The sequence below is a fragment of the Hydrogenobaculum sp. genome (assembly GCF_049967395.1).
Lineage (GTDB): Bacteria > Aquificota > Aquificia > Aquificales > Aquificaceae > Hydrogenobaculum.
Window position 1 is genome coordinate 1 of sequence record NZ_JBMFST010000014.1, and the last position, 19,900, is coordinate 19,900.

At 35.7% G+C, this 19,900-nt stretch carries 20 protein-coding genes; 18 read left to right on the plus strand and 2 right to left on the minus strand.

Annotation, left to right across the window (positions count from 1 at the left end; translation table 11 throughout):
* The 4 genes from ACP5S8_RS03240 to ACP5S8_RS03255 form a co-directional block, all read left to right on the plus strand.
* Positions 1 to 219 (plus strand): hypothetical protein (locus ACP5S8_RS03240; RefSeq protein ID WP_461875665.1); only part of this gene is annotated, 219 nt, incomplete at its 5' end.
* Between the two features lie 174 nt (positions 220 to 393).
* On the plus strand, positions 394 to 3,366 hold the full coding sequence (locus ACP5S8_RS03245) for a valine--tRNA ligase (RefSeq protein WP_461875666.1): 2,973 nt from the start codon (positions 394 to 396) through the stop codon (positions 3,364 to 3,366).
* 2 nt (positions 3,367 to 3,368) lie between these two features.
* Positions 3,369 to 3,869 (plus strand): murein hydrolase activator EnvC family protein, encoded by a 501-nt coding sequence (locus ACP5S8_RS03250; RefSeq protein WP_461875667.1) that lies wholly within the window; start codon positions 3,369 to 3,371, stop codon positions 3,867 to 3,869.
* 22 nt (positions 3,870 to 3,891) lie between these two features.
* Positions 3,892 to 5,199, plus strand: a complete 1,308-nt coding sequence (locus tag ACP5S8_RS03255) for a cryptochrome/photolyase family protein (protein WP_461875668.1) — start codon at positions 3,892 to 3,894, stop codon at positions 5,197 to 5,199.
* A 30-nt stretch (positions 5,200 to 5,229) separates the two neighbouring features.
* Here ACP5S8_RS03255 and ACP5S8_RS03260 read toward each other — a convergent pair whose 3' ends face one another.
* Entirely contained in the window at positions 5,230 to 5,895 is a 666-nt protein-coding gene (locus ACP5S8_RS03260) for a Bax inhibitor-1/YccA family protein (protein ID WP_461870569.1), read from the minus strand.
* Positions 5,896 to 5,988: 93 nt separating this feature from the next.
* Between ACP5S8_RS03260 and ACP5S8_RS03265 the strand changes: the two genes are divergently transcribed.
* The 14 genes from ACP5S8_RS03265 to ACP5S8_RS03330 all read left to right on the plus strand — a co-directional run bounded on the left by ACP5S8_RS03265 (position 5,989) and on the right by ACP5S8_RS03330 (position 18,508).
* Entirely contained in the window at positions 5,989 to 7,089 is a 1,101-nt protein-coding gene (locus ACP5S8_RS03265) for a tRNA (guanine(26)-N(2))-dimethyltransferase (protein ID WP_461875669.1), read from the plus strand.
* Positions 7,080 to 8,093 carry a polysaccharide deacetylase family protein gene (locus ACP5S8_RS03270; protein WP_461875670.1) on the plus strand — a complete coding sequence of 338 codons (1,014 nt, stop codon included), beginning with the start codon at positions 7,080 to 7,082 and terminating at the stop codon, positions 8,091 to 8,093. Before ACP5S8_RS03265 ends, ACP5S8_RS03270 begins: the two co-directional genes overlap by 10 nt.
* A gap of 85 nt (positions 8,094 to 8,178) precedes the next feature.
* Positions 8,179 to 9,138: a ribonucleotide-diphosphate reductase subunit beta gene (locus ACP5S8_RS03275; RefSeq protein WP_461875671.1), complete on the plus strand. Its 960-nt coding sequence runs from the start codon at positions 8,179 to 8,181 to the stop codon at positions 9,136 to 9,138.
* A gap of 3 nt (positions 9,139 to 9,141) precedes the next feature.
* The gene (locus tag ACP5S8_RS03280; RefSeq protein ID WP_461870565.1) at positions 9,142 to 10,014 is read left to right on the plus strand and encodes a hypothetical protein; all 873 of its coding nucleotides are present in this window, start codon (positions 9,142 to 9,144) and stop codon (positions 10,012 to 10,014) included.
* A 9-nt stretch (positions 10,015 to 10,023) separates the two neighbouring features.
* Positions 10,024 to 11,088, plus strand: coding sequence for a flavodoxin-dependent (E)-4-hydroxy-3-methylbut-2-enyl-diphosphate synthase (ispG, locus tag ACP5S8_RS03285; protein WP_461870564.1), 1,065 nt, complete (start codon positions 10,024 to 10,026; stop codon positions 11,086 to 11,088).
* Positions 11,089 to 11,090: 2 nt separating this feature from the next.
* Positions 11,091 to 11,300 carry an RNA chaperone Hfq gene (gene hfq, locus ACP5S8_RS03290; protein ID WP_461870563.1) on the plus strand — a complete coding sequence of 70 codons (210 nt, stop codon included), beginning with the start codon at positions 11,091 to 11,093 and terminating at the stop codon, positions 11,298 to 11,300.
* Positions 11,297 to 12,409 (plus strand): GTPase HflX, encoded by a 1,113-nt coding sequence (gene hflX, locus ACP5S8_RS03295; RefSeq protein WP_461870562.1) that lies wholly within the window; start codon positions 11,297 to 11,299, stop codon positions 12,407 to 12,409. The genes hfq and hflX overlap by 4 nt, the downstream gene beginning before the upstream one ends.
* Positions 12,402 to 13,217 carry a hypothetical protein gene (locus ACP5S8_RS03300; RefSeq protein ID WP_461875672.1) on the plus strand — a complete coding sequence of 272 codons (816 nt, stop codon included), beginning with the start codon at positions 12,402 to 12,404 and terminating at the stop codon, positions 13,215 to 13,217. Before hflX ends, ACP5S8_RS03300 begins: the two co-directional genes overlap by 8 nt.
* Positions 13,218 to 13,224: 7 nt before the next feature.
* Positions 13,225 to 14,250, plus strand: a complete 1,026-nt coding sequence (locus ACP5S8_RS03305) for an aldo/keto reductase (protein WP_461870560.1) — start codon at positions 13,225 to 13,227, stop codon at positions 14,248 to 14,250.
* The gene (locus ACP5S8_RS03310) at positions 14,243 to 15,322 is read left to right on the plus strand and encodes a type II secretion system F family protein (RefSeq protein WP_461875673.1); all 1,080 of its coding nucleotides are present in this window, start codon (positions 14,243 to 14,245) and stop codon (positions 15,320 to 15,322) included. The genes ACP5S8_RS03305 and ACP5S8_RS03310 overlap by 8 nt, the downstream gene beginning before the upstream one ends.
* Positions 15,323 to 15,383: 61 nt before the next feature.
* Positions 15,384 to 16,193: a prolipoprotein diacylglyceryl transferase gene (gene lgt / locus ACP5S8_RS03315; protein WP_461875675.1), complete on the plus strand. Its 810-nt coding sequence runs from the start codon at positions 15,384 to 15,386 to the stop codon at positions 16,191 to 16,193.
* Positions 16,186 to 16,602: a M67 family metallopeptidase gene (locus tag ACP5S8_RS03320; protein ID WP_461875676.1), complete on the plus strand. Its 417-nt coding sequence runs from the start codon at positions 16,186 to 16,188 to the stop codon at positions 16,600 to 16,602. The genes lgt and ACP5S8_RS03320 overlap by 8 nt, the downstream gene beginning before the upstream one ends.
* Positions 16,592 to 17,449 (plus strand): hydroxymethylbilane synthase, encoded by an 858-nt coding sequence (gene hemC, locus ACP5S8_RS03325; protein ID WP_461875678.1) that lies wholly within the window; start codon positions 16,592 to 16,594, stop codon positions 17,447 to 17,449. Before ACP5S8_RS03320 ends, hemC begins: the two co-directional genes overlap by 11 nt.
* Before the next feature lie 15 nt (positions 17,450 to 17,464).
* A complete protein-coding gene (locus tag ACP5S8_RS03330; protein WP_461870555.1) occupies positions 17,465 to 18,508 on the plus strand; it encodes a PHP domain-containing protein in 1,044 nt (347 codons plus the stop codon).
* Here ACP5S8_RS03330 and ACP5S8_RS03335 read toward each other — a convergent pair.
* Positions 18,500 to 19,864, minus strand: coding sequence for a YchF/TatD family DNA exonuclease (locus tag ACP5S8_RS03335; protein WP_461875680.1), 1,365 nt, complete (start codon positions 19,862 to 19,864; stop codon positions 18,500 to 18,502). The genes ACP5S8_RS03330 and ACP5S8_RS03335 overlap by 9 nt on opposite strands.
* Positions 19,865 to 19,900: the final 36 nt, after the last annotated feature.

The window sequence follows — 19,900 nt, forward strand, 5'->3', positions numbered from 1 at the left end:
ATGGCTAAATTGCCTCCAAAAGATAAAAAAGAGCTAAGAGAAAGCGAAATGGCCTGGATTAACTATAAGAAACATTTTTTAAATGTTGACTCTGATACGTGTTCTATAGGTGGAGGAGGAAATATATGTTTTGATGGAGTGAATGGAGATGATCTGGACATTACTAAAAGACAAGCAAAACTTCTCGAGGGATTATTAGATAATCTTAAGGGATATTAAATCATCTCGAGGGAAATCCTTAAAAAATAAATTAAAAGCGTATTGAATATTTTGCATAAAAGAGGTCTTGGAATAAAACCGATTTCCAAGGCCGCCTGTCTTGTATACAAACACTTACAATTATTGCAATTATAAAATAAGCTTTGAGAGTGGTTTTTGGTAAAATAATAGTTTATGAAGGATTATATACCGAAAGAGATTGAACAAGAAGTTTTGGAAAACTGGATTAAATCAAATATATATACCGTTAAAAGCCCGAAAAAGGCTTTTAGCATGGTGATACCACCACCAAATGTGACTGGTTCCCTTCACATAGGACATGCTTTAAACATCACCATTCAAGACATAGTGGCAAGGTTTAAAAGAATGCAAGGTTTTGATGTGGTATGGGTGCCCGGTTTTGACCACGCTGGTATTGCTACTCAATTTGTGGTAGAAAGAGAGCTTTCAAAAGAAAATAAATCAAGACTTGAAATAGGAAGAGAAGAATTTTTAAAAAGGGTGTGGCAATGGGTATATAGGTCAAGAGACAACATTAAAAATCAGGTAAAAAGACTTGGGGCCTCTGTAGATTGGTCAAGAGAACGCTTTACGATGGACGAGGGCTTCTCAAGGGCTGTAAGGCACGCTTTTAAAAGGCTTTACGACGAAGGGCTTATAAAAAAAGACACATACATTGTAAACTGGTGTCCAAAGGATTTGACGGCTTTATCAGACTTAGAGGTAGAGCACGAGGAAGAAAAAGGAAGGCTTTATTATATAAAGTATCCTGTTTTAAATAGCGATGAATACATAGTAGTAGCCACCACAAGACCAGAAACAATGCTTGGGGATGTGGCAGTAGCTGTAAATCCAAACGATGAAAGGTACAAACACCTTATAGGCAAAAAGTTAAAGCTTCCTTTGGTGGATTGGATAAGGTATGATATAACAGGCAAAGAGATAAGCCCTGAAATACCTGTAATAGCTGATGAGTTTGTAGATATGGAGTTTGGCACAGGGGCTGTAAAGATCACACCGGCCCACGACCCAAACGACTACGAAGCAGGTCTAAGACAAAACCTTCCAATAGTAAAGATAATGGATGAAAAGGCAAAACTTACAAAAAACGCCGGTAGGTTTGAAGGCTTAGATAGATACGAAGCAAGGGAAAAGGTAGTACAAGAGCTTAAAAGTTTGGGGCTTTTAGAAAAAGAAGAAGAACACACTCATGCTGTTGGAAAATGCTACAGATGTAAAACCACTATAGAACCCATGGTATCCACTCAGTGGTTTTTAAAAGTATCTACCAAAAAAGAGGAGTTTTTAGATATAGTAAAAGCCAAAAAAACAAGGTTTATACCGCAAAACTGGGAGAAAAACTATACAGATTGGATAGAAAATATAAAAGATTGGTGCATATCCCGTCAAATATGGTGGGGGCACAGAATACCAGTATGGGAGTGCGAGGATTGCAAAAAAGAATCTATTTATACCGATGAAGATTTTAGCTATGTCCAAGACAAACTTATCTTTAACCTTTTAGCAGATGGTAAGATTAAAAAAATTTTCACACCAAAGGAAATAGACGAGATATTAAACGGCAGGAATTTCGTGCATCCTGAAATGAGTACCCTTGATTTTTACAAACATTTTGCCTACAAAAAATATTACGCCACTGGTATAAACGAATTTTCCATATGGCAATATATGGCAAGTAGAAGAGATTTGTACAAGTATCACAAAGATGTTAAAGGTTTTGAGCTTTTACTAAAGTGTAAACACTGTGGTTCTAACAATATAAAACAAGTGGAAGATGTCCTTGATACGTGGTTTTCATCGGCTTTGTGGCCTTTTGGAGTCTTTTCTTGGCCAGAACCAAACCAAGAGTTAGATGCTTGCTATCCCAACAGTCTTTTGGTAACAGCCTTTGACATACTCTTTTTCTGGGTAGCTAGGATGATCATGATGAGCAAAATGCTAAACGACAAAGAACCCTTTAAAGATGTATATATCCACGCTCTTATAAGGGATGAAAAAGGACAAAAGATGTCAAAGACCAAAGGAAACGTCATAGACCCAATAGACGTTATAGAAAAATACGGAGCCGACAGCTTGAGGTTTACGCTGGCTTCCCTTAGCTCAGCTTTAAGGGATATAAAGCTTTCAGAACAAAAGTTTGAAGCAAGCAAGTTTTTTGCCAACAAGATATGGAACGCAGCAAAATTTGTCATATCAAACACGCCGGAAAACTTTCTACAAGACATCATATACGGGGATATGTATGAGAAAGAAGACTATTGGATTACAACAGCTCTAAATCTCACCATAGGGCAAGTAACAGAATATCTTGAAAATTATCAGTTTAGCCATGCCGCTCAAAGTATCTACAACTTTTTCTGGAATGAATTTTGCGATTGGTATATAGAGTTTTCAAAGCTCCGTATCTATGAAAAGCCCATAGAAATAAAAGAAGATATGCCTGATGAAGAAAAAGCCAAAATAGAAGAAATAAACCAAAAAATCCAAAAAAGAAAACTAACGGCCGTAGGCGTTTTAAACACCGTCTTATCAAAAGCCTTGAGACTTTTACATCCATTCATGCCCTTTATTACAAGCTACATACATGCCAAGACCATATTTGGCGACAGTGACATCTCTTTAAAAGAGTTTCCAGTTTTTGAAAAAGAAGCTGTTGATATTAAAAGCTATGAAACTATAGAACGCTTAAAAAGAGTTATTTCTTTTATAAGAAAGATTAAATCGGATTTTAAAATAGAATCAAAGATAACGATATTTTTCCAAACAAACACCTCAAAAGAGTTTTTGGAAGAGTTTTCTCCTCACATAGTAAATCTCTGTAAATTAAGTGCGTTAGAAGAACTAAAAGATCCTGCCAACATGCTTTCTATACCCTTTGAAGATATCACATTTTATATACCAGAAAAGGATTTTGACAGAACATCTCTTTTAAAAGACTATGAGAAAACACTAAAAGATGTAGAAAAACAGCTATCTATCTACACATCAAAACTTCAAAACAAAAACTTTGTAGAAAAAGCCCCGCCAGAAGAAGTTGAAAAAGCAAAAGCCACCCAAGAAAAACTTCAGCAAGAAAAAGAAAACGTAGAAAGACTCATAAATATACTAAAATCTGATAAAATATGAGTATGGTAAAAAGGCTTTTATTGGTTTTTAGCTTAGGGCTTTTAATAACATCCTGTGCCCAAGTAGAGGTAAAAAGCACCGGCCCCAACAGACTTGCTGAACTTACCAAGCCCATTCAAAACATAATCCCAAAGAAAAAACCCCAAAAACCACCAAAACCAAAAGTAGAGTCTATTTACCCAGTAAATGCAAAGCCTGTATATGTCGGCAACAAAGTTTATTTTTATACAGATTGCGGTGCGATGGTCCAAGCGGTAGAACCAGGTCAAGTGATATACTCCGGTAGGACCCTAAAAGCTTACAACTATATAGTCCTCATAAAAACCCCTCAAAACCTAGTGGATGTTTACACTTACCTAGGAAAAGTCTTCGTTGCAAAAGGAGACTACGTCAAAAAAGGCGCCATCATAGGAGAAGTGGGCGTAGACCCCATCGACAACGTCTGTAAACTCCTATACGAAACCAGAAACACCAACGGCGATATTGTAAATCCAGTGTTTTAGAACATCTTGGAAATCTTGACTGGTGCGCTCTATATTTTGGTTTAGAAGAGATTTAAGGTTAGAAGACAACAAAGCACTCTTTGAAGCTTTTAAAAATTCTGATGAAGTAATACCTATTTTTATATTTAATAAAAGCCTTATAAAAGAATTAAACACCCTTAACAAAAAACTTGGTCTTATAGTGGATGCTTTAAAACACATCTCAAAAGAAATGCCTATTTACACCTTTTACGAAGAGGATGAAGATGTTTTTGAGCTTTTAATAGAAAAGTTTAAACCAGACGCCGTTTATACAACAAAAGCCTTTAGTTGGCAAGGGGAGAAAAGAGATAAAAGAATAAAAGATTTGCTTGAGAGAAAAAGCATAAAATTTGTAGAGGTGTTTGACAATTACTTGGTGGACTTTAGAGATATCCCATATACAAAAGTGTTTACACCTTTTTACAAAAAATGGAGGTCTTTAATAAAAGAAGAAAAAGTTGACTTAGATGAAGACACTATAAGAGGGAAAGTACTTAAATTAGACCTTGATAACATAGAAAAGCTTATCTTTAAATACAAAGAGCTTGATTTAAAACATCCTCATTGGAGCTATGAAGATTGCGTCAAGAGGCTAAACAGCTTTAAATTTGAGGAATATGAAGAAAAAAGAAACTATCCATTTTTGGATGGAAGTTCAAAGCTATCTCCTTGCATTAGATTTGGTATTTTGTCTATAAGGGATATCTATCAAAAAGCCAAAAACAAAAGCGAAACGTTTGTAAGCGAATTGTCGTGGCGAGAGTTTTGGTATCACATAAAACATTATTTTCATGATTTTAAAAGCTTAGAATTTCAGGAAAAAAGAAGAGGTATAGCTTGGGAAAACGACGATAAGAAGATAGAAAAGTTTATGAAAGGAGAGACTGGCTATCCTATAATAGATGCAGGCATTATGCAGCTAAAAGAAGAAAACTGGGTACACAACAGAGTTAGAATGATTTTAGCAAGCTTTTTGGTAAAAGATCTTATGGTAGACTGGCGCATAGGTGAAAGTTTTTTCAAAGAGTATCTCATAGATTACGATGAGGTTGTAAACGTTGGCAATTGGCAGTGGTCTTCATCGGTGGGTCCCGATCCAAAACCTCTTAGAATATTTAATCCGATATTACAATCTCAAAAATTTGACAAAGACTGTATTTATATAAAAAAGTATTTAAAAGAATTAAAAGATGAGGATTGTGAAAAACTTCACGACCCTATCAGCTACAAGTTAAATTATCACAACCCAGTAGTCAATCACTATGAAGCATCTAAAAAAGCAAAAGAACTTTTCTCAAAGAAATATTAAAAGCCCCAAAATAGGGGCTAAAATACCTTGTTAGTTTCTTCTATTACCAGAAAACTCCAAGAATAAAAATAGTATGTTTACAAACAAGTTTAGGATATCTAGATATAGCGCCAATGCCAAAGCTACCGCTGGGGCGTCTGGGTCCATGCTTAAGATACGTGCCGTATCGTAGCTTACATACAAGCTAAAAAGCACGGTAGCTACTATGGATATTACCAAAGCGGCAACACCAGAGTGGAAAAATAGATTTAGCAAGCTAGCTACCACTATGGCTATTAGACCCGCAAACAAAAATCCGCCCATTCCAAGGACGTTAACCCTAAATACTATAGGAACTAAGCTCATGCCCACAAAAGTAGCGGCAGTAGTCACAAGAGCGTAAATTATAGCAGCAGGGTTTACCGCCAAAGCAAAAGAAAGTATGGGAGCCAAAGTAAAACCTGTTATGAAGGTAAATACGTTTAGAAGTATAAAGCCTGGTAAGGCCATTTCTTTGTTTTGACCCACTATTGATGTGGCAAAGACTAATACAAACTCAAGTATTGCAAATAACCAAAAGTGGGTTGCCACCATTACTACATGAGAAAGCCCTACCACACTTCCCACTACGGCCGAGGCTATAGAAAAAGCCAACAGCCCATATACTTTACTAAGTAATCCGTAATCCCTCGTTGTAACACTATTAAACCTTTCCATATCTATAAATATAAAAAAAGTTAGCAGATATTATATGATATATGTTGGGTATTATAAAAACATTAAAGGCTTATTTTTGCTTATAATTGTAGTATGCTTTTAAAAGAAGGGGCTGTAGAGTTTTTTATACCAGAACTACCAGATTTAATATCAAAAGATATGGAAGTCTTCTACAACCCTTTTATGGCTATAAACAGAGATTTCACAGTGCTTATTTTAAAAGCTTACTCTAAACTAAAAGCCAAAAAACTTTTTGTAGCAGACCCAATGAGCGCTTCTGGAGTTAGGGTTTTAAGGCTTTTAAAAGAAACAAACGCAGTAGAAAAAGCTTTTCTAAACGATATAAAAAAAGAAGCTATAGAGCTAGCTCAAAAAAATCTTGAAGGACATCAAAATGTAGAATATTTTAACAAGGATGCAAACGTATTTTTGCTTGAAAACAAAGGTTTTGATTACATAGATATAGACCCCTACGGAAGTCCTGTTCCATTTTTAGAAAGCGCTATAAAATCTTTAAAAACCGGTGGTCTTATTGGAATCACCGCTACAGATACAGCGTCGCTTTCTGGTTCTTATCCGTTTAAAGCTTTTAGAAGGTATGGTTCTAAACCACTTGATAGCGAATTTTACCATGAAAGCGCACTTAGAATACTTATAAAATCTGTGATAGAAGCTTCTTTTAGACTTGACAGCGTTTTAAAACCGGTGTTTGGTTTTAGCTACAGGCATTTTTTAAGGGCATTTTTTGTAAAATTAAAAGGTGTATCAAAGGCTGTTGATATATCTACCAAAATAGGTTATATAGGGTATTGCCATAGTTGTAAGTTTAGAGAAAGCTATACTTGTATACTTGATTTACCAAAGTTTTGTCCGTTGTGCGGTGACTTTTTTGATTACGGAGGGCCTTTATATATAGGGTCTATTTACGATAACGAACTTTTAAACATCATGAAAGATGAGGATTTTGTACATTTTCACAAAGATACTGTCAAAGTTTTTACCAACATACTAAAAGAGTCCAGTATAAAATCTCCTTGGTTTTACAAAGCAAACATCTTTGGAAAGGGCATCATGCCAAAGCTAAAACAAATATTAAAAGACTTAAACGCAAAACCCACACACTTTAGCCCTGAAGGCTTTAAAACAGATTTAGATTTTAAATATGTAAAGGAGTATTTTGAAAAATGGGCGTAGTGGTGTTTTGCTATCACAAGATATTTCCTAAAAAGTCTTACGATGTAAACTTATCTTTGTTTCAAAAGCATATAAAAATTTTGGACAGTTTTTATGAGGTCCTTGGATTAGAAGAGTTAAAAGCTTACTTAGAGGGGCTTTACAAACCCAAAAAACCAGGTGTTGTTATAACCTTTGACGATGGTTATGCTGATAATTTTATATACGCTTATCCTATACTAAAAAAGTACAAAAAGAAAGCTATTATATTCCCCATATACTCTAGGCTTTTAAAAGAAGATATAAAAAGACCAACGTTGTTTGATTACTGGGAAGGGAAAGTTTCTTTTAAAGACCTTTATAAGCCCCTTGGCGCTGGAGAAGCCAACAGGGAGTTTTTTGAAAAAGGAGTATCTTACGATTTTTTGAGCTTTGAAGAGCTAAGGTCTATGCTTGATGTGTTTGATGTGGGCTCTCACGGGCTTACCCATTCAAAAACCTTCATCCCTTCAAAGCCTATAGATGTATATAGCGGCAAAAACTATCACTACTCTTTGTCTTCTATTTACAATCCTCTAAAAGAAGGGCTTCCCATTTATCCGTCCAAAAGCGATTTGTCCCATCCAAAAGCTTTTATAACTGATGAAGTTTATGAGCTTTTAGAAAAAAACAAAGATAAAAATCTAATTGATGTCTATACTAAAAGCCTAAAACTTGATTTTGAAACAGAAAACCAGTATAGAGAAAGGGTAAGATATGAGCTTAAAGCATCAAAAGAAGGCTTGGAAAAAGCCCTTGGTATAAATATTATATCTTTTGCTTATCCTTTTGGTGATATGTCAGATGTTTTAAAAGAAGAGGTCTCAAATATTTTTTATATGGCATTTAGTACCAAGAAAAAACCAGTTTATCCACATCAAGATAGATACGACATAGGGCGTGTTATAGCTGTAAAAGACATATTTACATTTATAAAAAATATAATATATTATCCTACAAACTTGTACAAATATTTTAACAAATAAAATACGTTGCTTGGTCTCACAAAATCATTGACAAGCTTTTATGATATACTATATTTATGGCATATGATTTTATTTGGAGGTATATATGAGTTATAATACAGCATTAGACGAAGTAATAAAGAAAGACGGCAAGGTTTGTCAATCTTATACTTATAAACTAGACAGCGTAGTGTATCCTGAGATTTTAAACCTTTATACAAAAGCCAAAAACAACTACTGGATACCAGAAGAATATGACCTTGCAAACGATAAGCACGAATTTTACGAAAAACTAAACGATATAGAGCGTCATTACATGCTATACACGGTTGGATTCTTCTCTTCGGCTGAAGGTTGGGTTGGACAAAACATACTAGAGATTTCAAAACGAATAAGAAACACAGAAACAAGGATGTTTTTAGGATATCAACTCATGGAAGAGATGAAACATATAGATACGTTTAGATACATAATGGATGGCCTTGATCTAAAACCTCACGAAGTATACGCGATGCATGAAAACGTCAAAGAAATAAAAAGAAAGGCTGATTTTGAAGTTAAACGTGCCATGACGCTTTGCGAAGAACCTACAGAGGAAAACCTTATTGAAGATATCTTTGTATATTATGCAATTTTAGAAGGGTTGTTTTTCTTTAGCGGTTTTGTTACACCTTTGGCTTTTGGAAGAAGAGGCGTGCTTAAAAACGTGGCGGCGTTGGTAAGATGGATATTAAAAGATGAGACAAGACATTTGGCTTTTGGTATGTATCTTCTCAACGAGCTTTTAAAAGATAAAAATAGAAACGATTACAAAGATAAGTTTAGAGCTCTCATGGAAGAGGCCGTAGACATAGAAACCGAGTATGCAAGGGTAGCAATGCCCGAAAAAATAATAGGGCTTTCTTTTGAAACCTACACATCCTATGTAAAATATTTGGCAGATAGAAGGATGCGCTCCCTTGGTTTTGATGCTATATACGGTCAGAAGAACCCAATGAAATGGCTCACCACCCAAACAGACTTACCAGACCTTACAAACTTCTTTGAAGCAAAGGTGGATTACTAATAGATGATAAGAAACCTCCTTACAAACATATATGTAACCTCTAGATTGCTTGTAAGTTTAGGTGCTGTAGCAGCGGCGTTTTTTATACCTTCTTTTCACGTAAGGGCAATCATCATAACGCTTACGTTTTTATACTTTAGTTTAGCCATACTATCTTACTATAAACTAAAGTTAGGACACTACATAAACAAATACCTTGACGTTTTATACTTTGCAGGGTTTTTTACATTCTCCAGCATATACACATATCCTCTTTCCCTTATAAGCATAGGTCTTTTCTCTCCAAGACAGTCTAAAGTTTCCTTTTTGATAACCGCCGAGTCTTTGGCTTTTGACATATATAAAGCCCATCAAAACATACCCTATATGCTATTCCTTGCCAGTTTACAGCTTGGCATATTGGTAGCTTCAATGTGTCCCGATATAATATCAGCTCTCAAAAAAGAGCATCATAAGATATCAAACCTTAGGATAGCTTACAAAGATATGCTAAAACACCTTGACGTTTGGGAAAAAGACCAACTAAGACATCAAGAATCTAAGTTTATATTAGAAAAAGCCATAGAATCAAAAAATATAGACGAATTTATGGAGGCTTTGAAAAACCGGTTTGATTTGGTAGATATAAGCATTAGAAGAATTGAAAGCGTATTACCTTACGAAACAAAGAAAGATTATAAAAACGGTGTCTTGCAAGTAAGTTTGCCAAAAGATGGTTATAGCATAATCCTTAATGCTGAGTTTGCAAACCCTATAGACCTCTACAACGAAAACCTGATGTTAACCCTTGAATATGCCGCTGGAATATGTAGCTTATCTTATATGGAAAGAGTTTCTCGTGAGACTTTGATATGGGCAAATCACGAAGTAGCTTAGAAAAATTTTATGATAAAAAGACGTAAAACTAGAGAAATTACACTAGGTAATCTAAAAATAGGGGGGAATAACCCTATAGTAGTCCAATCCATGACATCTACAAAAACTCACGACATTGAATCTACCATCTCTCAAATAGATAGGCTTATAAAGGCAGGGTGTGAAGCCATAAGGGTAGCGGTACCGGCTAAAGAAGATGCCGAGGCCCTAAAAGAGATAGTAAAATACTCTGAAGTACCTATTATAGCAGATATTCATTTTGTGCCTTACATGGCGTTTTTATCTATGGAAGCCGGGGCTCACGGTATCAGAATAAACCCGGGCAATATAAACAAAAAAGAAATAGTAAGAGATATAGTCTTAGAGGCAAAAAGAAGAAATATTTGCGTCAGGCTTGGCGTTAACTCTGGTTCTTTAGAAAAACACCTTTTGGAGAAATATGGATATCCTAGCGCCGAAGCTCTTGCAGAAAGCGCTCTTAACTGGTCAGAATTTTTTGAGTCTTTAGGTTTTTACAACTTCAAAGTGTCTATAAAGGGTTCCGATGTAGTTCAAAACGCTGTTGCCAACGAAATATTTGCAGAAAAAACCGATATACCTCTACATATAGGCATAACAGAAGCGGGAATGGGCACCCAAGGCATGGTAAAATCTTCTGTAGGGCTTGGTATTTTGCTTTACAAAGGTATAGGAGATACCATAAGAGTATCGCTAACAGATGAACCAGAAAAAGAGGTAGAAGTAGCCTACGAAATTTTAAAAAGCTTAGGGTTAAAGAAAAAAGGCATAGACATAGTCTCTTGTCCTACGTGTGGTAGAATAGAAGTAAACTTGCCAAAGGTGGTAAAACAAGTCCAAGAAGCTTTAAAAGACAAAGATTTATCTATAAAGGTTGCGATAATGGGTTGCGCGGTAAACGCCATAGGTGAGGCTTCCCACGCAGATGTGGGTTTAGCTTGCATGAAAGGAGGAGCTTTGCTGTTTAAAGATGGTAAAATCTTAAAAAAAGTTACCGAAGAGAATATGGTATCTGAGCTTTTGGAAACAATAGAAAAATACTATCAGGAGGTATAAACATGACAGAAAATCTACAGGATAAAATCTTGGAGGATGCCAAAGAAAAGGGCATCGAGGTAGTAATATACCTAACAAGGGGGAACAGGATGGTAGGCAAAGTCCTTGACCAAGACAAATACACCGTGCTTTTAAAATCCGATAGCGGCACAAACTTGATTTACAAGCATGCAATAAGCACGGTAGTCATAGAAGAGGCATCAGAAAGTTGATAAAGGCCATATCTGTAGCTCTACAGTTAAGGCATCAGACAAGAAATCAGGTCTTAGAATCCTTAGAAGAGTTAGAGGGCTTAGTAGAGGCCATAGGCGGTAAAAGCGTTGGCTATCTTGTAAAGAAAAGAGATTTTCCAGATGCTTCAACGCTTGTAGGAAGCTCGTATCTTAACCTCATAAAAGAGCTTGTGGAAGGCACCGGGTCAAATGCAGTGGTTTTTGATGAGTTTTTAACCCCCTCTCAGGTTAGGAACATAGAGGCTGTTTTAGGGGTGGATGTCCTTGATAGAGCAAACGTAGTTTTTGAGATTTTCATGGCAAGAGCCAAAACCCAACAGGCAAAACTCCAAATAGAACTAGCCAAACTCACTTACGAACTGCCCAGACTCTACGGAGTTGGTGCAAAGCTATCAAGACAAAGCGGTAAGATGGGTACCAGAGGACCAGGTGAGCAGCTCATAGAGATAAAAAGAAGAGCTATACAAAAGCGAATACACAAAATAAAAGAAGAAATAGAGCAAATAAAAAAACATCATAAAGAGCAAAGGAAAAACAGACTTAAAACAAACTACTTAAAAGTGGCTTTGGTAGGCTACACAAACGCGGGTAAATCATCTTTGATGAAAGCCCTTACCAAGAAAAATGTCTTTATAAGCGATATGCTTTTTGCCACCCTTGATACAAAAGTAGGAACAAGCTTTGTAGATGGAGAAAAAATATTTATAACAGATACCGTAGGTTTCATAGATAGATTGCCACCAGAGTTGGTAGAATCTTTCAAAACCACCTTAGAAGAGGTAACTCTTGCAGATTTGCTTGTTTTCGTAGTGGATATATCAGACGATAGATGGTTAAAGAAAATAGATGTAGTAAATAAAATTTTGGAAGATATAGGCGTTAAAGATAAACCTATCTTGTATGTGTTCAATAAAATAGATAGACTGGTAAGCACGAAAGAAGATATTGCTGATTTTGAAAAAGGATTTTTCTTTGAAAAACCTTACGTGTTGGTATCCAGCGAGAAAGATTGGAACATAGACATTCTGTTAGAGCGCATAAAATCATACTCTAAAGCCCAATTTGACTTAGGTTATATATATGCATAACTTAGAGTTTCAGCAGCGTTCTGTAGATAGCATATTCTTAGAGGTGCTTGATGATTTATCGAAGAAAGAAGTGCTTCTTATGGTGCTTTGCTATATCCAGCTTGTAAGAAGAGAAAACAGCTTTGAAGTCCCGCTTTCAGACCTCATAAGATGCTCGGAAAAACCCCATAAACATATAAAAGGTGATTGGCGCGACATAATGATGGAGCTTGACATTTTTTACGTCAATGAAGACGATAAAATTTACGAAGGAAAAGATATATTTAAAGTCCAAGATACAGGGCAAGCACAAGTTAGCATAGCAAATATCTACAAGCCAGATTTTAACAACATCTCAAACCTCGTAGCAAAATATTGGAACATAGTAAGCAAGCTATCCTCTTTTGGTGATGGGTCTTCATCTGAAAAGAAAGTATCCACCGTTGTGCTTCTTTACAACGAACAGCTTTTTAAAGAATGCATACTCTATGCAAACATGTTAAAAGAAAGGAGCTTTTCCACCGCTGAGAAAATATTTTTTGATGCTGTAATAGATGCTTGTTTTGCAATGGAATTTTATCAAAAAGACATTTTAAATAGAGCAAAAGAGTACGCCAAAAGCGCTTCTGATAAACTGTCCAGCGTAGAGAATTTTTACAATCTAAATTTAAAAGACTTTACAAAACAGCTTGATTTATTCTTTAAAAAGCCGCAAAAGCAGAAATTAAAAGAGTTTCCAAAGATACACACAAACAGATATAAAAAGAAAGACGGTGTGTTTTCAAGGCTTTTAAACAAAATAAAAGGGTTTTTCAATAAAATGGTATAATAACCAAATGGTATACAAAGAATTTTTAGAGTTTAAATTATCAGAGATAGGCATAGGCACTTATTTGGGAGAACTTGACCAAGAAACCGACAAGGCTTACGAAGAAACCATCAAATACGGCTATGAGTTAGGCGTAAACGTGGTAGATAGCGCTATAAACTACAGGTATATGAAGAGCGAGAGAGTTATAGGAAAAGTGTTGAAAGATATAAAAAGAGAAAACCTCATAATATCTACAAAAGGAGGATATGTACCTTACGATATAGAAAGCGGTATAGACCCAAAGGACTACTTTTACGATATCTTTGTTTATCCCGGCATCATAGACGAAAGAAAGTTAACTCAAAGCTGGCACTATCTTGATAAAAAATTTATAGATTGGTGTTTTAACAAAAGCCTACAAAACTTAAATACGCATTACATAGACGTATATTTCTTGCACAACGTAGAAGAGCAACTTCTTTACAAAAACAAAGAAGAGTTTTACAATACGTTACGCTCTTGTTTCGAGCTTTTAGAAGAAAAAGTATCTCAAAAACAGCTAAAGTATTACGGAGTAGCTACTTGGAGTGGTTTCAGAATATCAAGAGCCTCTAAACAACACCTTGATTTGAAAGAAATCTTAGATGTGGCTTCTTCTGTTTCAAAAGACCATCATTTTAGATTTATACAGCTTCCTTACAACATAGGTATGTCCGAAGCTTTTACCGTCAAAAATCAAATAGTAAACAACGAATACAAAACCATATTAGAAGCTGCAAAAGAGCTTGGAGTTTACGTATACACAAGCGCTTCTATCTATCAAGGGCAAGTTATAGGAAGAATACCCAAAGAGCTTAAAGATTATTTTGGCTTGGAAAAAGATATCCACGTAGCCTTACAGTTTGTAAGAAGTGCCCCGGGGGTAGGCACAATGCTTGTGGGCACTAAAAACAAAGAACACCTTAAGGAAAATTTAGAGATAGAAAACGTAGCGCCTATGGAATTTGAAAAGTATATAAACTTGTTTAGTATGTATAAAAAGAATGCCTGAGGCAAGCTTAAATCTAAAACTTGATATTGAGGCTTTTAAGAAGAATGTACAAACAAAGCTTGTATCAAAAAAAGATATAGCCTTTTCTCTCAAACAACTATACGAGCTTATAAGCTCTGGGACAAACCTATACACAGCCCTTGACATAGCTATAGACCTTCAAGACAAGCCTATTCTAAAAGAGCTTTACCAACAGATAAAAAAAGATATAGAGATGGGCAAACCTCTTCATGTGGCTTTTGCAAAAAAACCACTGCCAGCCATATTATCAAACATGCTGTACGCTGCGGAAACTTCCGAAAACTTAGAAAACGTGTTTAAAACCGTTGGAGATTTTTTAGAAAACATGGACAACTACAAAACAAAAGTTGTATCAAAAGCCGTATACCCAAGCATAGTGACTCTCTTCAGTATATTGGCGGTGTTTATATCGGTTAACTACGTCATTCCGCGAATAGAAGACGTACTAAAGAGTTTCAACGCCAAACTACCATTTATTACCATATTTCTTATGTATTTTGCAAAGGCGGTGGTATTTTTGATTTACGCTAGTCCCATTTTGTTTTTGGTTTTTATTTTTAAAGAAAAGATTTTTTCCAAAGAAAAGATTGATAGTTTTTATCTTAAAATCCCAATACTTGGAAACCTTACAACATACCTTGAGCTTTCAAAATTTTTATACGCTATGAGTCTTATGCTTGGCTCCAACTCTTCAATAGGTATTTCTATAAGAGTCTCAATTCAAACCGTAGAAAACACCTTTATAAAACAAAAGCTTTCTCTAATAGAACAAGACATAGAAAAAGGTTTAAGCTTTCATCAAGCGCTTTTAAAAACCGGCTTATTCAAAAGAAGCGTGTTATCTGTTGTAAAAAATGGTGAATATACAGGAGATTTAAAACAAGCTCTAAAGACCTCTTACAAAATATACGAACAGCTCTTAGACAAAACGATAAACCTTTTCGTATCAAGCTTAGAGCCAATGGCAACTTTGATAGTAGGGGCGTTGGTTAGCCTTGTAGTGCTTTCTATTATGCTCCCTATAGTAGATATAGCCTCTTCTGTACATTAAAAGCTAACAAACCCTCTAAACATTTCACGCCAAAATCATTTATTAGGGTTATAATAGTTGTATGCACCCTATACTGTTTGATTTGTTTGGATTGAAAGTTTATACATACGGTGTCATGGCGTCTTTAGCCATGATAGTTGGATACCTTTTAGCAATATTTTTTGCAAAAAAAGAAGGTATAGAGTCTCATAAAATAGAAAATATATTCTTGTTTGGGATAATAGGAGCTATACTTGGTGCAAGGCTTGCCTATGTGATAGAGCACCACAACGAAATGACAAGTTTCTTTAGCCCTTTCGAAATATGGCAAGGGGGCCTTGATTGGTTTGGTGGGCTTATAGGTGGGCTCATAACGATACTTGCCCTAATAAAATACTACAATCTAGAACCCTTCAAGGTAGCCGATATAGCCGCCATAGCTCTTCCAATAGGTCAAGCGATAGGAAGAATAGGTTGTACATCGGCAGGCTGTTGCTATGGCAAAGAAGTATCAGGAGTTAGTGATTTAAGCGTAGGTGTCCATCTTATGTCAAAGTTTCCCTATTTTTATATGGTGTTCCCAGAAGGCGCCATAGCACCTCCTCATGTGCCCCTTTATCCTACTGAGCTTATGGACCTTGTTTTCAATCTTTTTATATTTTTAGGTGCTATAATGATTTTCTATAAGAAAAGGTTTGATGGTGAGGTGTTTGTATTTTATCTTTTCTTTGCTGGACTTTTCAGATTTATAGAAGAGTTTTATAGAGGAGTAACACCGCCTATACCGGGTATCGGGCTTACGTGGAATCAGATTGTCTGTATAGGTATGATGATTGGTTCTATTGTCCTTTGGTTTATACTACACAAAAAGCCTCAAGAAAAACATGCTTAAAATAAAAAAAGAGCTTTTAGAAAAAATAAAATCTCAGGCTGAAAGAGATTATCCTTACGAAACTTGCGGTATTATGATAGGGAAAGAAGAAGATGGTATAAGGGTGGTTTATGAGCTTTTAGAAGTAGAAAATGCAAACAAAGATAGGAAAAACGACAGATACGAAATAAACCCAAAAGATTATATGAAAGCCGAACGCTATGCCGACGAAAAAGGATTACAGATAGTTGGTATATACCACTCTCACCCAGACCACCCAGATATGGCCTCAAAGACCGATGAAGAAAGGGCTTTCGAATACTTATCTTATATAATAGTATCTGTGCAAAAAGGAAAGGCAGTTTCTTTTAGAAGTTTTGAGCTTTTAAACCAAAAAATGGTGGAGGAAAATATAATCGTTGAAGCTTAGGCTAGGCACAAGAAAAAGCAAACTGGCCCTTTGGCAAGCTGAGTTTGTGAAATCAAAACTAGAAAGTCTTGGTTTAGAGATAGAGCTTGTCCTTATCACCACCACCGGGGATAAAATATTAGACACGCCTTTGGCAAAAATAGGTGGTAAAGGGCTTTTTGTAAAAGAAATAGAAAACGCTCTTTTAGAAGGAGAGATAGATTTTGCCGTTCATTCTCTAAAAGATGTACCCGCCGTTATACCAGAAAACCTTGTAGTAGATGTGTTTTTAGAAAGAGAAGACCCAAAAGATGCTTTTGTTAGCAAAAGCTACAAAACTTTAAAAGACCTTCCACCAAACGCAAAAATAGGCACGTCTTCCATAAGAAGGAAAGTTCAACTTTTGCAAAGAAGACAAGATTTAACTATAGAAGATTTGAGAGGAAACGTAGACACTAGATTAAAAAAGTTAGAAGATGGCTTATACGATGCTATTATCTTAGCAAGCGCTGGTCTTAAAAGGCTTGGACTTCAAGATGTTATAAGTTCATACCTTGATTTTATACCAGCCGTAGGACAAGGGATAGTGGCTATAGAGTATAAGGCTTCAAACAAAGATCTATCAAACATACTAAAACAAATAAACCATGAGCCTACATACATATGCGCCTTAGCGGAGCGCTCTTTTTTAGAGACGGTGGAAGGAAGCTGTCAAATTCCAATGGGAGCGCATGCAACCCTTATGGAAAACCATATAAAAATAAGAGGCTTTATAGCAGAAGAAGACGGCACAAACTACAGAGAGCTAACACTAGAAGGCAAAGACCCAATAGCCTTAGGAAAAGACTTAGCAAAAAGTCTTTTGTAGTGTATAATTTTATAAGTGTGGATTCTCTTTGTAATAATAGGTATATACGCTTTTATAATAGCCTTTGGTATATTGGAACTTCTATTTTTTATACTTCCTGTTAAAATCCTAAAACATGCTTACAAATCAGAACCCATAGACCCACCGGAGTTTTACGTAAAATCCTTTGTATTTCACATACATACAGAGTTTTCTTACGATTCTTTGGGAAAACCAGAAGACGTAGAAACCGCGAGGAAAGAAGAGGCCATAGATTACGTAATCATAACAGACCACGAAAACCTTCATTACAAATGTTTTGAAAACGACCACACCATAGTAGGCAAAGAAGAAAAGATTACCACTGAAAAAGGTATAGTGGGAAGCCTCATAACGGTAGAAGACTTAAAAGTGGTGGCCCATCCTTTTAAGAAAAAGTATATATGGCGCTTAGAGAAAACAAAAGATTTGGTGGTGGAAATAATAGATTTAAGAGATGCCGTCATAATTTCAAAATTTACGATGTTTTGGCGGTATATAGGTTCTATAATACCAAAGATTTTTCTTAAAAAAAGAATATACAGATTTTTTGCACCAGCTTTGACACCAGAGGTTTATATAAAAAAATACTTTGAGCAAGGTTGGAGAAATCCTGTAATAGGTGGGCTTGACCACCATGTAAAAATATATGTAAGAGAAGTGGGTATTAGGCTTTTAATACCATCTTACAAATGGTCTTTTGGGATGTTGAGAAACTTTGTTTTTTCTAAAAGCAAGTTAGAAACGAAAAAAGATATAATAGAAAACATCAAAAAAGGAAATACAGTTATATCCTTTGTAGATAGACCTTCTTTTTTCTTTGAGAAAGAAAACCGCGTACTGGCTTATCTTCCTTACGAAAACAGCTTCTGTATACTGTACGAAGAGGGAATACCAAAAAGCACGTTCGTAGGAAGCTACGCTTCTTTTGAAAAGCCTAAAAAACCTTCTTTTGTGATAGCTTACTCTTACATGTTTAATATCAAAAATATATACTTTGGCGTAAAACCTATAGCGCTCTCAAACATAATCTTACCCTAAGACTTCCCATTCTCTTTTTCTAAACTTAGTACCAAGTTCCTTTGCCAATTTTTCAGTAGCATCTATATCAACACCCGGGTATGTAACGGCGGTGGTTATCACTTCAAAACCAAGCTCTTTAACGGTTTTTATAAATTCTATAAGCAAAGAAAATGCGTTTGGGTAAGGTGGTCTACAGACTTCGTTATAGGTGTTTTCATCGGGGGCGTTTAGGCTTATAGAAAAGGTATCTACCAAGCCTCTTAAGTTTTCTAAATCTTCTTTCTTACCAAAAGCCAAATACAAACCGTTTGTATCTATTCTAACCTTTGTTTTAGGTGATTTAGATTTTATATATGAAGATACTTTTTTAACAACATCCATCCTAAGAGTAGGTTCTCCGTATCCGCAAAATACAATCTCGTCGTACATTTCAGGGTTTTTTATATTGTTTATTATATCTTCTGCGGAAGGGTCTCTTTTTACCCATACCCAATATCCTTTTACCATAAAGTTTCTATCTCTTTCCCTTTCACAAAATCTACAGTGAAGGTTGCACTTGTTTGTAGGGTTTATGTAAAGCTTGTTGTTTATAACGTATGTAATGGTATCTTTGTTTGTATCAAAACCCAAGTTAAAGCAAAGCTTGGCGTTGGCAGTGGTGGTCCTATCTATATCTTCAAGACTTGAATTTGGTATAAGCTCACTCATGACTTTGGCAGTATGCCATATAAAAGAAGGTTTATTTTTCTCGCCTCTATGGGGCACAGGGGCTAACCACGGGCTGTCTGTTTCTATCAAAAGCCTATAAGTGGGGGTTTTAGACACCACTTCTCTTAAAGCCTGAGCATTTTTAAAAGTTATATTACCAGAGTAAGATATATAAAACCCAAGCTCTACACCTTTTCTCATAAACTCCAAAGAACCGCTAAAACAATGAAGCACACCACCCACATTTTTGTGGTTTTCAAGCACTTTTACAGTATCTTCTTCGGCATCCCTTGAATGAATCACCACTGGAAGACCAAGTTTTTTAGCGAGCTCAAGCTGTATGTTGAAATACTCTATTTGCTTATCTTTTAAATCTTTTGACCTGTAGTAATCTAAACCTATCTCCCCTATAGCTTTTACTTTCTTATTGGATTTGGCAAGCTCTTCTAACCACAGTATATCTTTTTCTGTTAAATCTGCAACATCGTTTGGGTGAAAACCCACAGCACAATAAACCTTATCGTATTTTGAAGCTATCTCTACAGCGTTTTCACAGGTTTTTCTATCAAAACCTATCGTTATAAGATACTCCAAAGACTCATCGTTTATAGCCTCTTCAAAATGCTCTTTCTCCAACAAATCCAAATGGCAATGCGTATCTATCATATCTTAAAAGCTATATACAATTTAAAAATACGCTAT

Coding starts and splice junctions, on each gene's coding strand:
- ACP5S8_RS03245 (WP_461875666.1), top strand. CDS start 394: ATGAAGGATTATATACCGAAAGAGATTGAACAAGAAGTTTTGGAAAAC.
- ACP5S8_RS03250 (WP_461875667.1), top strand. CDS start 3,369: ATGGTAAAAAGGCTTTTATTGGTTTTTAGCTTAGGGCTTTTAATAACA.
- ACP5S8_RS03260 (WP_461870569.1), bottom strand. CDS start 5,895: ATGGAAAGGTTTAATAGTGTTACAACGAGGGATTACGGATTACTTAGT.
- ACP5S8_RS03265 (WP_461875669.1), top strand. CDS start 5,989: ATGCTTTTAAAAGAAGGGGCTGTAGAGTTTTTTATACCAGAACTACCA.
- ACP5S8_RS03270 (WP_461875670.1), top strand. CDS start 7,080: ATGGGCGTAGTGGTGTTTTGCTATCACAAGATATTTCCTAAAAAGTCT.
- ACP5S8_RS03275 (WP_461875671.1), top strand. CDS start 8,179: ATGAGTTATAATACAGCATTAGACGAAGTAATAAAGAAAGACGGCAAG.
- ACP5S8_RS03280 (WP_461870565.1), top strand. CDS start 9,142: ATGATAAGAAACCTCCTTACAAACATATATGTAACCTCTAGATTGCTT.
- ispG (WP_461870564.1), top strand. CDS start 10,024: ATGATAAAAAGACGTAAAACTAGAGAAATTACACTAGGTAATCTAAAA.
- hfq (WP_461870563.1), top strand. CDS start 11,091: ATGACAGAAAATCTACAGGATAAAATCTTGGAGGATGCCAAAGAAAAG.
- ACP5S8_RS03300 (WP_461875672.1), top strand. CDS start 12,402: ATGCATAACTTAGAGTTTCAGCAGCGTTCTGTAGATAGCATATTCTTA.
- ACP5S8_RS03305 (WP_461870560.1), top strand. CDS start 13,225: ATGGTATACAAAGAATTTTTAGAGTTTAAATTATCAGAGATAGGCATA.
- ACP5S8_RS03310 (WP_461875673.1), top strand. CDS start 14,243: ATGCCTGAGGCAAGCTTAAATCTAAAACTTGATATTGAGGCTTTTAAG.
- lgt (WP_461875675.1), top strand. CDS start 15,384: ATGCACCCTATACTGTTTGATTTGTTTGGATTGAAAGTTTATACATAC.
- ACP5S8_RS03320 (WP_461875676.1), top strand. CDS start 16,186: ATGCTTAAAATAAAAAAAGAGCTTTTAGAAAAAATAAAATCTCAGGCT.
- ACP5S8_RS03335 (WP_461875680.1), bottom strand. CDS start 19,864: ATGATAGATACGCATTGCCATTTGGATTTGTTGGAGAAAGAGCATTTT.